Below are 12,712 nucleotides of genomic sequence, written 5' to 3'. Positions count from 1 at the left end.
GGGGCACACCGTGACGCGGACGCGAGGGGACGAAATGGACCATCAGGACGCCGACCTGTCCCCCGTCATCGCGCCGGACCTGCTCGATCCACGCGTGTCGCTGTCCTCGATCATCCACTGGGCGGACAGCCATGCCGTGCGGCTGGCCCTCATGGCCGCCGTCGATTTCCCCGTCGACGATGTGCCGATGTTCCTCGTCGTCAACCGGCTGAGCTACCAGGGAGCGATGCGCCCCAGTGACCTCGCGCTGGCTCTGGGGACGGGGCGGGCGAATCTCACCAAGATCGCCCATCGCCTGCACGACGCGGGCCTCATCGTGCGGGTCCCCGAGCCGTCCGACGAACGCGGCGTGCTGCTCGCGCTCACTCCCCGCGGACGGGCGATCGGGGAGCGCATCATGGAGCGGGTTCAGCGCAATCTCGAGTCGGTCCTCACGGACTGGAGCGACGAGGACGTGACCACGCTCAAGCGTCTCCTGGCCCGGTTGGCCCGCGACACGATGTGGGACCAGCCGGTGCCGGTAAGAGGACGTGCCACGCCGCAGCGCCACCCCTGAGCCGCCCGGGGCGCTGCAACAAGCAAGCTCAGCTGATCCTCTCCAAGGCGCGGAGGCCGGCGGCGGCCAGCGGCGCGACCGCCTGGCCGACCGCTTCGAACCCGGAGCCTCGCGTCATGCCCTGCTGGAAGCGGGCGTGGATGCCCTCCGCGATCACGGCGATCTTGAAATAGCCGAGCCCGAGATAGAAGTCGAGCCGGCCGAGGTCGCGACCACTGACCGTGGCGTAGCGCTGCGCGAGCTCGGCGGGCGCGGGCAAGCGGTCGCTGGTGGAGGCGGCCGAGCCGCCGAGCACGGGAGCGAACGCCGGATCCGCGTACACGAGATGCAGTCCCAGGTCGGCCAGCGGATCGCCCAGCGTGGCCATCTCCCAGTCCACCACCGCGCGAACCTCGGCGGGATCGTGCCGGGCGAGGATGGCGTTGTCGATGCGATAGTCGCCGTGCACGATCGAGGCGCCGCTCTCATGAGGACACAGCTCGGCCAGCCGCGCGTGCAGCCGCTCGATGTCGGCCAGGGGGCGGGTCCGCACCCGTTGCCACTGGTCGTGCCAGCGCCCCACCTGCCTGGCCAGGTAGCCCGCGGGACGGCCGAAAGCCCCCAGCCCGACCGCTCCTGGGTCGACCGCGTGCAGCTCGGCCAGCACGTCGACCAACCCGTACGTGCAGCGGGCGAGATCCTCGTCGGACAGCGCGAGCAGGTCTTCCGTGGTCCGGAGCACGACCCCCTCGACGTGCTCGACCACCGAGAACGGCACGCCCAGCACCTCCGCCCCGGCCAGGACGACCGCACGCGCGACCGGAACCCGGCTGCCGGCCAGGGCCGCCACGACCTGGTACTCGCGGCCCATGTCGTGGGCCGACGGGGTGAGCCCGCCCAGCGGCGGGCGGCGCAGCACCCACTTGTGCCGCCCGTCCATGAGCAGGTACGTCAGGTTCGACCGGCCCCCTTGCAGCAACTCGGCGGTGAGGTGGCCGGTGGACCCGGGCACGCGCTCGGCGAAGAACCGTTCGAGCGCGGGCAGGTCCAGGCCGTCGACCTCGGCCGGGCCGGTCATCGTGCCGCCCGCGCGTCATGCCGGCGCAGCACCCGCCTGGCGATGGCCCAGCGGTGGGTCTCCGACGGTCCGTCGTAGATCCTGAACGGGCGGACCTCGCGCAGGTAGCGGCTCAGCAGGACGTCGCCGGAGATGCCGAGAGCGCCACAGATCTGCACGGCGCGATCGACGACGCGCCAGATCGCCTCCGCGCAGAACGTCTTGGCGATCGCGGTGGACTGTGACGCGGATTCCTTCCGGTCGAGTTCCCAGCACGCCCGCAGGATGAGGCCGCGGGACGCGGCGATGTCGATCTCGTTGTCGGCGATCATCTGCTGGACCATGCCGAGCTCGCCCAGCCGCGACCCGAACAACCGCCGCTCGGCCGCCCGCGCCACGGCGATGTCCTGCGCCCGCCGTGCGATGCCCAGCCAGCGCATGCAATGGGTCATCCGGGCGGGACCCAGCCTGACCTGGGCATGGCGGAAACCCTGGTCGACCTCGCCGAGCACCGCGTCCGCACCGACCACGCAGTCGTCGAAGACCAGCTCGACGTGCCCCCCGTACAGGCTCTCGTCGAGGGTGTCGATGTGCCGGACCGTCTTCATGCCGGGGTTGCCGGCATCGACGAGGAACATCGTCGCGCCGCCCGCTTCACCCGGTCGCCCCGAGGTTCTCGCCATGCAGATCGCGAAACCCGCACCGTCCGCGCCGGTGATGAACCACTTGCGGCCGTCGATGCGCCACCCCTCGTCCACTCGCGTGGCGCGGGTGGAGAGCGCGCTCGGATCCGAGCCCGCGCCGGGGGCCGGCTCGGTCATCGCGAAGCAGGAGCGGACCTCGCCCGCGGCGAGAGGCCGCAGGTAGCGTTCCTTCTGCTCGCCGGTGGCGACGGCCTCGAGCAGGTGCATGTTGCCTTCGTCGGGCGCCGCGACGTTGAGCGCGAGCGGCCCCAGGAGGGAGTAGCCGGCCTCCTCGAACACCGCCGCCCGGCCGAGCAGGTCCAGCCCGAGCCCGCCGTACTCCCGCGCGACGTGCGGGGCGAAGATCCCGGCCTGCTTCGCGGCCTGCTGCAACTGCCAGCGGACGTCCTCCGACCGTACGACGCCACGATGCCGCTCCTCGACGGGGATCACCACCTCGCGGATGAACGTCGCGGTACGCCGGGCGACCTCGGCGACATCTGGACTGGGGGCAAGGTCGACGGCCACGGAGCCTCCCGTGTAGCTAATGGTCGTTAGCCGAACTGTAGCGCGCGATCGCGGATGGGCAAGGGCAGGGGGCCTAAGATGTGTTAGCCGAAAGGAGACGAGGTGGACAGGCTCGATCACATCCGTGCGGTGGCGCTGGAGTTGTTCGCCGGCAAGGGCTACGAAGCCACCACGATGGCCGACATCGGCGCCGCGGTGGGGATGCGCGCACCCAGCCTGTACAAGCACGTCGCCTCCAAGCAGGAGCTGCTCGCCGAGATCATGACCGCGACGATGCGGGAGCTGCTCGCCGCCAACCGCGCGGCGGTCGCGACCACGGCCGACCCCGTCGAGCGCCTGCGGCGGGCGGCCGAGGCCCACGTCCGCTATCACGCCCGGCACCGGCGTGAGGCGTTCGTCGGCAACCGGGAGATCCGCAGTCTCGTCGAGCCTCATCGTGGCCGCGTGCTCGACCTGCGCGCCGAGTACGAGACCTGCTTTCGCGAGCTCGTACGAGCGGGGATCGCCGCGGGCGTGTTCAGCGTGACCTCGGAGCGGCTCGCGTCCTACGCGATCCTCGACCTCGGCATGGGCTTGGCGGCCTGGTACCGCGACGACGGCGAGCACAGCGAGGACGCCGTCGTGTGGCAGTACAGCGAGTTCGCGCTCCGCATCGTGGGCTCAGGAGACTGATCGGCCCTCGGGCGCGGCACGAACCGGGAGCCGGGACTTGAATTGAATTGAGTTTGGTCTATCGTGGCACGCGGACGGCAACCACCCCCACCGACCAGCCGATCCGGACAGAGGAGAGCCGCGTGAGCGCAGAGGAGACCGATCTGCTGATCATCGGCGCGGGCATGGCGGGGCTGACCGCCGGTGCCCGCGCGGCACGCGACGGACTGTCCGTGGTGATCGTCGAGATCGGCGAAGACGTCGGCGGATCCGCCCGCGTCGCCGGATACGCCTGGACCGCCCCGAGCCACGAGGTCATGGATCAGCACAATCCACACGGAGAGGTCTCGCTGAAGCGCGCCCTGGTGGACCGGTTCGCCGACGGCATCGCGTGGATCCGCTCCATCGGCGTCGAGGCCAAGGACGCGCAGCGCATCCTCAGCTTCGGCCGCGGACACCGGTTCGACACCAACCACTACGTCGACACCTGTCGCCGGCTCATCCTCCAGGGCGGTGGCGAACTGCTGCTCAACACCGACACCGAGCAGCTGGTGGCGGAGCACGGGGCGGTGGTCGGAGCGCGCCTGAGGTCGGCCGACGGCACGTCGAGGGAGGTACGGGCCCGCTCGACGCTCATCGCGACCGGCGGATTCCAGGGCGACCTCGGGCTCCGGACCGCTCACGTGCACCCGAACGCCGACCGCATGGAGCTGCGCTCGAATCCCCACAGCCGCGGCCGCGGCTACCGGCTGGCCACCCAGGCCGGCGCGGCCACCGGTCATGAGGACGCCGGCTTCTACGGCCACCTCATCCCCAGCGGCCTGTCCTTCGCCGATCCGTCGGATTTCGTGGACATGTCGCTGTACTACAGCGAGCACGCGCTCCTGTTCAACCTGGACAACGAGCGGTTCGTGGACGAGACGCTGGGCGATCACCTCACGACCATGGCGCTGCTGGAGCAGCGCGAGAGTCGCGGTCTCCTCGTCGCCGACGCCCGGGTGTTCCGCGACTGGATCCTCGGCTCCTATGTCGAGGGAGCCGTCGCGGTCGACAAGTTCGCCCTGGCGAGCAAGCGTGGTGGCCGCGTCGGAGTCGCCGAGGATCTGGACGAGCTGGCTTTCCTGCCCGAGGAATGGGGCTACCACGGCAAGGCCGTTCGCGACGCTGTCGAGGCGTTCAACGAGCGCGCCTCGGCGGGGCTCGAACTGCGGCCCGGCCGCGAGCTGGACCGCCTCCCGCTCGACGAGCCGCCGTACTACGTCATCGAGACGGCGCCCGCCATCACCTTCCCGTTCCACGGCGTGCGCATCGACGACCGCGCCCGCGTGCTGCGCGAGGACGGCGAACCGCTCGGCGGGCTCCTCGCGGCGGGGTCGGATGTCGGCGGCCTGTGGCACCGCGCCTACGCCGGCGGTATCGCCGCGGCTCTCGTCTTCGGGCTCACCGCGGCCGACACCGCCATGAAGGCGGCGGCGGCGACGTGACATTCCCGCCGAAGTACCACGGATTCACCCACCGACAAGGAGCCGCCCATGACCACCGAAACGCCCCTGCTCGACGCGTGGTTCGCCACGATGGACTCCGATGAGCCGGAACGCGTGCTCGAGAAGATCACCGATGACTTCCAGATGTCGGTGGTGTTCTCCAAGGGCGACGGCCAGACCGCCGAGTTCTGCGGCGACCGGGCGGGCCTGGTGGGCTACCTTGAGCAACGCGAGAAGAACACGCTCGTCCACCACCTGGTCCGGGCCGCGGCCGTCGACGACGTCGAGCTGGGGTTCGGGCTGGTGACGCGGGACGGCCGGTTCGAGGCGTCCTTCAACGTGACCGCGCTCGTGGATCCCGCGTCCGGCAGGTGCCGGCGACTGCTGATCTGCCGGACTCCCGAGATCACCTTTCCCCTGAGCGACCGGTGAGTGACCAGTGAGCGACCGGCGATCGAAGGGAACGACGGCATGACCGCGACCACCGACGGCCGGTTCGAGGGGATGATCGCGCTGGTCACCGGCGGCGGCTCCGGAATCGGCGCGGCAGTCGTCCGCTGGCTCGATCGCGAGCGGTGCGCCGCGGTCTATGTGGCCGACGTCAACGAGGCCGGAGCGCGGACGGTGGCCGCGACGACCAGGTCCGGCCGTCCGGTCGCCCTGGACGTCACCGTCGCCGCCGCCGTCGAAACGCAGGTCGAACGGATCGTCGAAGCACACGGCCGGCTCGACGTCGTGGTGAACACCGCGGGGGTCGACGACCCGCGCGCCAAAGAGCGGATCCTGGCCGCCCAGCAGTCAGGTGAGCCTCTCGACGTGTTCCGGCATCTCGAGGACGAACAGTGGCGCCGGGTCATGGCGGTCAACCTCGACGGGTCGTTCCACGTCCTGCGTGCCGCGGTGCGCGCGATGATCCCGGCGGGTCGCGGCGCCGTCGTCATGGTCGGATCGTCGGCGGCCTTCGACACGCTGGCGGGCTACGCCCATTACGCGGCGTCCAAGGCGGGCGTGCACGCGCTCGCGCAGTCGGTGGCCAAGGAGGCGGCGGCGTTCGGCGTACGGGTCAACGTCGTCGCGCCGGGCCCCGTGGACACCCCCATGGCAGCCCGCACTCCCGCGGCCGTCAGGCAGGCGATGGAGGCGTCGGGACCGGTGGGGTACGCCTCCCCGGAAGAGCTCGCGGACAACATCCTCTACCTCCTCTCTCCCGGCGCCTCGAACGTGGTGGGCGCCGTCCTGCTGAGCAACGGCGGGCGATTCACGGTCTGAGAATCCCCAGGCCCTCATTTTGAAGTGAATTCGATCCAGTAACGGAATGGAGATCGCCGTGAAAGCTCGGCTGTCCGGACGCGTAGCCCTGGTCACCGGCGCGACCGGCGGAATCGGCGAGGCCGTCATCCGCCGGTTCGCCCAGGAGGACGCGGCGGTCGTGATCACCGACGTGGACGCGGGACGCTGTGAGGAGGCCGCCGAGCAGTTCGCGGCGACCGGTGTGCGCGCCCTCGGCCTGGGCCTCGACGTCACCGACGAGCAGGCCTGGGAGGCGGTGGTGAGCGAGGTGGACGGGCGGTTCGGCGGCATCTCCGTACTGGTCAACAACGCCGGCATCGCCAAGATGACGGACGTGGAGACGGAGACGCTGGAGACCTGGGAGGCGGTCGTCGCGGTGACCCAGCGCGGGGTCTGGCTCGGGATGAAGCACGTCGGCCCGGTGATCGAGCGTTCCGGTGGGGGCTCGATCGTCAACGTCTCGTCGATCTTCGGCACGGTCGGCGGATTCGGCGGGCAGTTCTCCTACCACGCCGCCAAGGGCGCGGTCCGGCTGATGACCAAGAACGCGGCGCTCCACTGGGCGACGCGCGGGGTCAGGGTCAACTCGCTGCACCCGGGATTCATCGAGACCCCGCTGTCACGCAAGCTCTGGCGGGGGACGCCCCGGCTCGACCTGATGGTCGGCAACACCCCGATGGGACGGCTGGGCCGCACCGACGAGGTCGCCGACGCCGCGCTCTTCCTCGCTTCCGACGAGGCGAGCTTCATCACCGGTTCGGAGTTGTACGTCGACGGCGGCTACACCGCCCGCTGAGGCCGGCCACGGCGGCGCGGACGCCGGTCACTCCGCGCCGTCGTCCACCCGCGTGTACCTGCCCACCGCGCCGTCGAGCGCCACGGTCACCTGTCCGCGCGCCACGAGGACGTCGAGGTGGGCGACCGTCTCGTTGACCGCGAGCATCTGGTTGAAGTCGTCCAGGCCGGCGAACGGCACCTCCCGGCGGGTCCAGGTCAGCTGCCGCGCGACCGCGTACCCGTCGAGGGTCCGCGCGCCGAGAGCCCGCAGCGCCTGGGCCAGCCGTACGTCATGATGGGCCAGCAGCTCGGCGACGCGGGCATGGGCGCTCTCGGTGACCGGGCCGTGCGCGGGCAGCAGCCGCGCGTCGGCGAAGCGGGTCATCAGCCGCAGCGAATCGAGGTAGTCCGCCAGGGGACGCTCGGACTCGCCGAGCTCGAAACCGATGGACGGCGTGATGTGCGGCAGGACGTGGTCGCCGGCGAACAGCAGCCCTGCCCCTTCGTCCAGGTACACCACATGCCCCTTGGTGTGGCCGGGCGTGGGGATGACGCGCAGAGCCCGTCGGCCGAGCTGGAGGACGCCCGCGCCGAGCCAGCCGTCCGGCGCCTCCCAGTCGCCGGCGGTGAAGCCGCCGTGGTCCACGCCCGACAGGCGGTCGGCGAGGTCGCCTGCGCCGCCACGGCGCAGCACCCGCAGCGAGGTGACCGGCACGTCGCTGCGCACCTCGCCCAGCAGCTCCAGGCCCTGCCGCTCGCCGGCCCCGAGATACACCCGCGACCCCAGAAGCCGGCGCAACGCCACGGCCTGCGTGTAGTGATCACGATGGATGTGGGTGACGAAGATCTTCGTGATCTGACCGAGGTCGTACCCCACCGGCGCCATGGCCTGCTCAAGGACGCGGCGGGACTGGGGCAACGCCCAGCCGCCGTCGATCATGACGATGCCGTCGTCCTCTTCGAGCAGGTAGACGTTGACGGCACGCAGCCCGTCGCCAGGAAGCGGCAGCGGAACGCGGTGCACGCCGGGCCGGATCAGCTCCGCTCCGGGCTCGGCCCACCGGCCGTGCCGGGCAGGTGTCGTCACTTCCCCGCCCCGCCGTTCTGGCCGGCGAGCAGGTCACGCGCGAGATCGCGGGCGCCGGCTCGGGAGATCTTGCCGACCGTGGTCTGCGGCAACTCGTCGACGGTGAACACGAACTCGGGCCACTTGGCCTTGGAGAGCCCCACCCCCCGCAGGTGCCGGGTGATCTCGTCAAGCCCGATCGCGCCCCGGTCGGCGGAGGTCACCAGCGCGGCCACCCGTTCACCGAGAATCTCGTCGGGGACCGGCACCACGCAGGCCTGCGAGACCTCCGGGTGAGACGCGACGGCGCGCTCCACCTCGGTGACGTCGATGTTGCGGCCGCCGCGGATGATCACATCCTTCTCCCGGCCCATGACGCTGACGGTCCCGTCCTCGTTGGTCATCATGAGATCACCGGTCGGCAAGAACCCGTCCGCGGTCAGCTCCGGAGGGTTCAGCCTGCCCTCATGCGCGTATCCGAGGAACAGCGACGGCCCGCGCACCTGGGCCCTGCCGACCTCACCCGGCCGCGCCGCACGGCCGTCCCGGCCGACCACCCGGAGCTCGGTGCCGGGAAACGGGCGGCCATCGCGGCCGAGCCGGATCTCCACCGGCTCTTCAGGCGACGGCGAGGTGTGGCCCAGGCACTCCGACATCCCGAACACCCTCAGGATCCTGGTGCCCAGCGACTCCTCGGCCCGGGTCATGGCCGCCACGTCCATCGGGCCGCCGCCGACGGTGATCGATCGCACGCCCTGGAGCACCCGCGATCCGGAGGCGGCGGCGCCCAGCTGGAGCGACATGGTCGGCACGCACATGGTCCACCGCACCCGCGTCTCGGCCATCCGGGCCAGCACCGCGGCGGGGTCCCACTTGCGCCACAGGACCAGCGGACCGCCGAGCGACAGGGCCAGGAAGACCCCGAAACAATATGCCGCGGTGGACGACAGCGGCACGATCGCCGCGATCGCGTCCCCTGGGCGCAGGCCGTTGATGGCGATGGTGTGCGAGCAGGCGTACCGCAAGGCGTCTTCGGACTGCACCACCCCCTTGGGCCGGCCCGTCGACCCGGAGGTGAGCCCGATCAGCGAGCCGCCGGACCACCGCGAGACGTCCCGCGACCCGTCGCCTGACCAGGCCGACCAGCCGTCCAGCACATCGTGCCGGCCCGCACCGGCCATCAGGGCGGGCACGGCCCACTCCTCAAGGGCGGAGGGTTCGGCGAGCACGGCGTCGGGCCGGATGTCCTCGAAGGCCGCGGCGAACTCGGCGCCGGTCGTGTGCCGGTTGACCACCGCCAGCACGCCGCCGCTCATCCCCACGGCCAGGCTCGCCGCGACGGTCCGCCACGAGTTGTCGGCCTGCACCAGCACGGTTCCGGCGCCACCCGGCCCGGCCACGGCGTCAGCGAGCCCGGCCGCATGAGTGAGCAGCTCGCGTGCGGTGTGACTGCCCGAATCGTCGATGACGGCCACGGCATCCGACTCCTCGGCCCGCCGCCGGAACTCACTCACTACCTGTCGCATACCGCTTTCCTCGCATCACTCACGGGCCGGCCGGCCCATGCCGGTCAGCCTGTGAACATTTCCTTCTCGGTGCCCATCACGGCGAGCCGGCGGCCCCTCATGTCGCCGACCTGGGCGACCGCCGCAGCCCATTCGGGGCTGTCCAGCGCTTTCCTGAGGGCTTCCGCGCTGTCGAAGCTGAGCACCGACACCCCGTCCCAGCCCTCGGAACGGGGGTCGAACGCCGCCTCGATCTCGGTGTGCCGCCACGCCCGCAGGCCCGGCAGCCGGCAGGTGAGCTCCGCGTGCTCGACCCGCCACCATGCGATGAACTGCTCATGGGTCCACTCCGGTGGCCGCGCGGCCAGCAGCACGAGGTTGTACATGCGCTCTCTCCTCTACTGTTCGGCGGCCGGCCAGTCCAGCAGCTCGAACGAGGTCGTGAAGAAGGACTGGTAGCGGAGCATCTTCCCGTTGGCCGACACGACGGCCGCGGAGTGGAACGTTCCGGTTGGCCTGCCCGACTCGACGACCACCCCGTAGACCATCTCGAGGTTCCCGTCGACCGCCGAGCGGAGGACCTTGTGCACCCGCTCGACCGCGTTGCGGCCGGAGATGTACCGGGCGAAGTCCTCTCTGGACCGTCCGCTCACCTGGCCGCCGGGGAGAGCGAGCAGGAATCGGAAGTCCGGCTCCACGTGCTCGAGCGCCTTCTCCGGGTTCTGGCTGTCCATGCAGGCCATGTACTCACGCAACACCATGATCGTCGATCCTCCTCAACGCCAAGGAAACCAGGTGAGCCGGTGTCACCTGTCAGGGGGTGTGAAGAAGTCGCCTTCCGCCACGAACTGGCCGCCCTTCACGACCACCTTCTGCACGCCGCGGGTCCCGAGGTGGTTGGTCGCGCTGAAGTTCATCACCGGCGCGACCCCGGGGTCGATGCTGCCCGCCTTCTCGTACGCCTGGACGAGCGACTGCGAGGTGATCGGGCCCTGTATGGTCTGCGCGATCTGGACGAAGACCTTGGCTGAGGCCCACCCCCACAGGGCGATGAAGTCGGCGGGCTGCTTCGGCTCGTACTTGGCCATCGCGTCGCGGAACTCCTTGACCGACGGATCGTCGTCGCTCGGCGCCTTGACCAGCTGTACCGCCTTGAAGCCTTCCGCGGCGTCACCGGCGAGGGTGAGCGTGGAGGCGGCCGCGGTGGGCGCGTAGCCGTAGGTGGGCACGGACAGGCCCTGCAGCTTGGCCTCCTTGAGGAAGGCCGCGGCCTCCGGCGAGGCGAGAATCACGATCACCGCGTCGGGCCGCTTCGCCTTCACCTGCGTGATCGTCGGGCTCCAGTCGGTGGACTGGAACTTCACCGACAACAGCTCGGCGCTGCTGCCCGGGCTGACCTTCTGCAGGACGGGCCCGACCTGCTTGGCCACGTTCACGAACGCGGCCGGGTCGCTGTGCACGACCAGCACCTTCTTCGCGCCGTCCTCCGCCGCCCAGGCCGCCAGCGCCGCCGCCTGGTCCTCATAGAGGGTCTGGATCCCGAACAGGCCCGGACGGGGCGGGGTGTACCAGCCGGCGGCGCCGCCCAGCTCGTTGAGGATCGGGATCTTCGACTGCTGCAGGACGAAGGGGAAGCTCGCCTCGCCCTGCGCGGTGCCGTTGGCGGCGACGATGGCCACGACCTTGTCCTGGCCGATCAGCTCCCGGGCGATCTGCACGGTCTGCTGGGGGTCGAAGGCGTTGTCCTTGACGATCCAGTTGATCTTGCGTCCGTTGATACCGCCCTTGTCGTTGATCATCTTGAAGTAGGCGTCGGCACCCGCGCGCTGCGGGACTCCGGAGGCGGCCACGGGACCCGTGAGCGGATACCAGGCGCCGATCTTGATTTCTTTGTCGTCGGCGGCAGCGGAGCCGCCACCGCCGCAGGCGCCCGTGGCGAGCACGAGGGCCGCGACGCAGGCGGTGAGAAGGTGCGTCGAATGGAGGCGCATGACGTTCTCCCACAACTGAGTTCAGTTCAGTTTACGGGACTCTATCGCCGCGCTCACACTCGGGCAATAGCCTGATGAGGCAAATGCGTGCTTTCATCCAGACCCGAAGCGACCGGCACGACCTTCCACAGGTCGTGCCGGTCGCCGGACCGACAGCTAGGGTGCGACCATCCGCACGCAGCAGTCTTCGGTCAGCTCGCTCACGTCGGAGAGGGTCACCGCACCTCTGGGGCGATACCACCGCCAGACGCTCACGATCATGCCGAGCATGTTCAGGGCCAGCGTGTGCGCGTCACGGCGGACGAAGGCGCCCTCGTCCATCCCCCGCTGGAGCAGCTCGGTCCAGGCGCCCTCGATGCGATGGACCAGCTCGCGAGCGGCGAGCCGCTCGGCCTCCTCCTTCGCCGAGCTACGCGGCACCGCGAGGATCGCCAGGTTGTTCTGCAGGATCCGCATCTGCGCCACATCGCGGTCGGACACCGTGTACGCCGAGCGCACCGCTTCCCGCAGCGCCTCCATCGGCTCCGGCCGGCCGTCGGTCGCCTGCACGAACATCTCCAGCGAACGCTGGAGCTCAAGCCGCATGATCGTGAGCAGGCAGTGGGCCTTCGATTCGAAGTAGTGATAAAGGGCGGTCTGCCCGATCCCTACTTGATCAGCCACCACCGACCACTTGGTGGCGTCGTAGCCGTTCTTGCCGAAATTCTTGATCGCAGCCGCCAGGATGGCCCTCCGCTTGGAACGGGGACCTTCATCCGGCTCCGTGATCTTCGCTGCCTTCATCACCCCACCTCCGGCATTCGCGCCGAGGAACGTCGTGGCCCGGCCGATACCCTATGGTCGACCTGATTTGAACTCGGTTCTAGTCCCACTCCAAGTCATCATACCCGTAAGAATGCGCCAGCCCTGGTCGAGCTCGGGATCTCGCGGCGGATCGCCAAGATCGCAGCTCCCGACTGCGCGCGTCCGGCGAGGCCGCACGCCGCACGCGCGCTACCGCTCGCAGGGCTTGCCCGGCCCTTTGGAGGACCAGTCCATGGCCGTGAGCGTCACGCCGTCGTCCATCCGCACCGGGACGTCCGGCACGATCGTCGTTCCGTAGCGGGCGGGTCCCGGCTCCCATCGCCCGCCCGGCCATGGTGTCG

Annotated in this window: 14 protein-coding genes; 6 read left to right on the top strand and 8 right to left on the bottom strand. The window is 70.3% G+C overall.

From position 1 onward, the window contains the following. Positions 1 to 34: 34 nt before the first annotated feature. Positions 35 to 556, top strand: coding sequence for a MarR family transcriptional regulator (locus ABZS69_RS08045; protein WP_355368418.1), 522 nt, complete (start codon positions 35 to 37; stop codon positions 554 to 556). Between the two features lie 28 nt (positions 557 to 584). Here ABZS69_RS08045 and ABZS69_RS08040 read toward each other — a convergent pair whose 3' ends face one another. Beyond that, positions 585 to 1,613: a phosphotransferase family protein gene (locus ABZS69_RS08040; protein WP_355368415.1), complete on the bottom strand. Its 1,029-nt coding sequence runs from the start codon at positions 1,611 to 1,613 to the stop codon at positions 585 to 587. Then, the gene (locus ABZS69_RS08035) at positions 1,610 to 2,803 is read right to left on the bottom strand and encodes an acyl-CoA dehydrogenase family protein (RefSeq protein ID WP_355368412.1); all 1,194 of its coding nucleotides are present in this window, start codon (positions 2,801 to 2,803) and stop codon (positions 1,610 to 1,612) included. The genes ABZS69_RS08040 and ABZS69_RS08035 overlap by 4 nt, the downstream gene beginning before the upstream one ends. Before the next feature lie 102 nt (positions 2,804 to 2,905). Between ABZS69_RS08035 and ABZS69_RS08030 the strand changes: the two genes are divergently transcribed. From ABZS69_RS08030 to ABZS69_RS08010, 5 genes are all read left to right on the top strand, one after another. Then, positions 2,906 to 3,475, top strand: coding sequence for a TetR/AcrR family transcriptional regulator (locus ABZS69_RS08030; RefSeq protein ID WP_355368409.1), 570 nt, complete (start codon positions 2,906 to 2,908; stop codon positions 3,473 to 3,475). Positions 3,476 to 3,597: 122 nt separating this feature from the next. Continuing rightward, complete coding sequence (locus ABZS69_RS08025; protein WP_355368406.1) at positions 3,598 to 4,938, top strand: FAD-binding protein; 1,341 nt, start codon at positions 3,598 to 3,600, stop codon at positions 4,936 to 4,938. 48 nt (positions 4,939 to 4,986) lie between these two features. Next, on the top strand, positions 4,987 to 5,370 hold the full coding sequence (locus tag ABZS69_RS08020; protein ID WP_355368403.1) for a hypothetical protein: 384 nt from the start codon (positions 4,987 to 4,989) through the stop codon (positions 5,368 to 5,370). A 39-nt stretch (positions 5,371 to 5,409) separates the two neighbouring features. Beyond that, positions 5,410 to 6,207, top strand: a complete 798-nt coding sequence (locus ABZS69_RS08015; RefSeq protein ID WP_355368400.1) for an SDR family NAD(P)-dependent oxidoreductase — start codon at positions 5,410 to 5,412, stop codon at positions 6,205 to 6,207. A gap of 58 nt (positions 6,208 to 6,265) precedes the next feature. Beyond that, entirely contained in the window at positions 6,266 to 7,024 is a 759-nt protein-coding gene (locus tag ABZS69_RS08010; RefSeq protein ID WP_355368397.1) for an SDR family NAD(P)-dependent oxidoreductase, read from the top strand. 27 nt (positions 7,025 to 7,051) lie between these two features. On the opposite strand, the gene ABZS69_RS08005 is transcribed toward ABZS69_RS08010, so the two are convergent. From ABZS69_RS08005 to ABZS69_RS07980, 6 genes are all read right to left on the bottom strand, one after another. Then, on the bottom strand, positions 7,052 to 8,092 hold the full coding sequence (locus ABZS69_RS08005; RefSeq protein WP_355368394.1) for an MBL fold metallo-hydrolase: 1,041 nt from the start codon (positions 8,090 to 8,092) through the stop codon (positions 7,052 to 7,054). Next, positions 8,089 to 9,597 carry a class I adenylate-forming enzyme family protein gene (locus tag ABZS69_RS08000; RefSeq protein ID WP_355368391.1) on the bottom strand — a complete coding sequence of 503 codons (1,509 nt, stop codon included), beginning with the start codon at positions 9,595 to 9,597 and terminating at the stop codon, positions 8,089 to 8,091. The genes ABZS69_RS08005 and ABZS69_RS08000 overlap by 4 nt, the downstream gene beginning before the upstream one ends. Before the next feature lie 44 nt (positions 9,598 to 9,641). Next, positions 9,642 to 9,962, bottom strand: a complete 321-nt coding sequence (locus ABZS69_RS07995) for an EthD family reductase (RefSeq protein ID WP_355368388.1) — start codon at positions 9,960 to 9,962, stop codon at positions 9,642 to 9,644. A gap of 12 nt (positions 9,963 to 9,974) precedes the next feature. Continuing rightward, on the bottom strand, positions 9,975 to 10,337 hold the full coding sequence (locus ABZS69_RS07990) for a nuclear transport factor 2 family protein (protein ID WP_355368385.1): 363 nt from the start codon (positions 10,335 to 10,337) through the stop codon (positions 9,975 to 9,977). A gap of 45 nt (positions 10,338 to 10,382) precedes the next feature. Next, positions 10,383 to 11,567: an ABC transporter substrate-binding protein gene (locus ABZS69_RS07985; RefSeq protein WP_355368382.1), complete on the bottom strand. Its 1,185-nt coding sequence runs from the start codon at positions 11,565 to 11,567 to the stop codon at positions 10,383 to 10,385. A gap of 156 nt (positions 11,568 to 11,723) precedes the next feature. Beyond that, positions 11,724 to 12,350 carry a TetR/AcrR family transcriptional regulator gene (locus ABZS69_RS07980; protein ID WP_355368379.1) on the bottom strand — a complete coding sequence of 209 codons (627 nt, stop codon included), beginning with the start codon at positions 12,348 to 12,350 and terminating at the stop codon, positions 11,724 to 11,726. Positions 12,351 to 12,712 lie beyond the last annotated feature (362 nt).

Source organism: Nonomuraea sp. NPDC005650, from assembly GCF_040605375.1.
Lineage (GTDB): Bacteria > Actinomycetota > Actinomycetes > Streptosporangiales > Streptosporangiaceae > Nonomuraea.
This window is presented reverse-complemented; position numbering and strand designations above follow the sequence as displayed.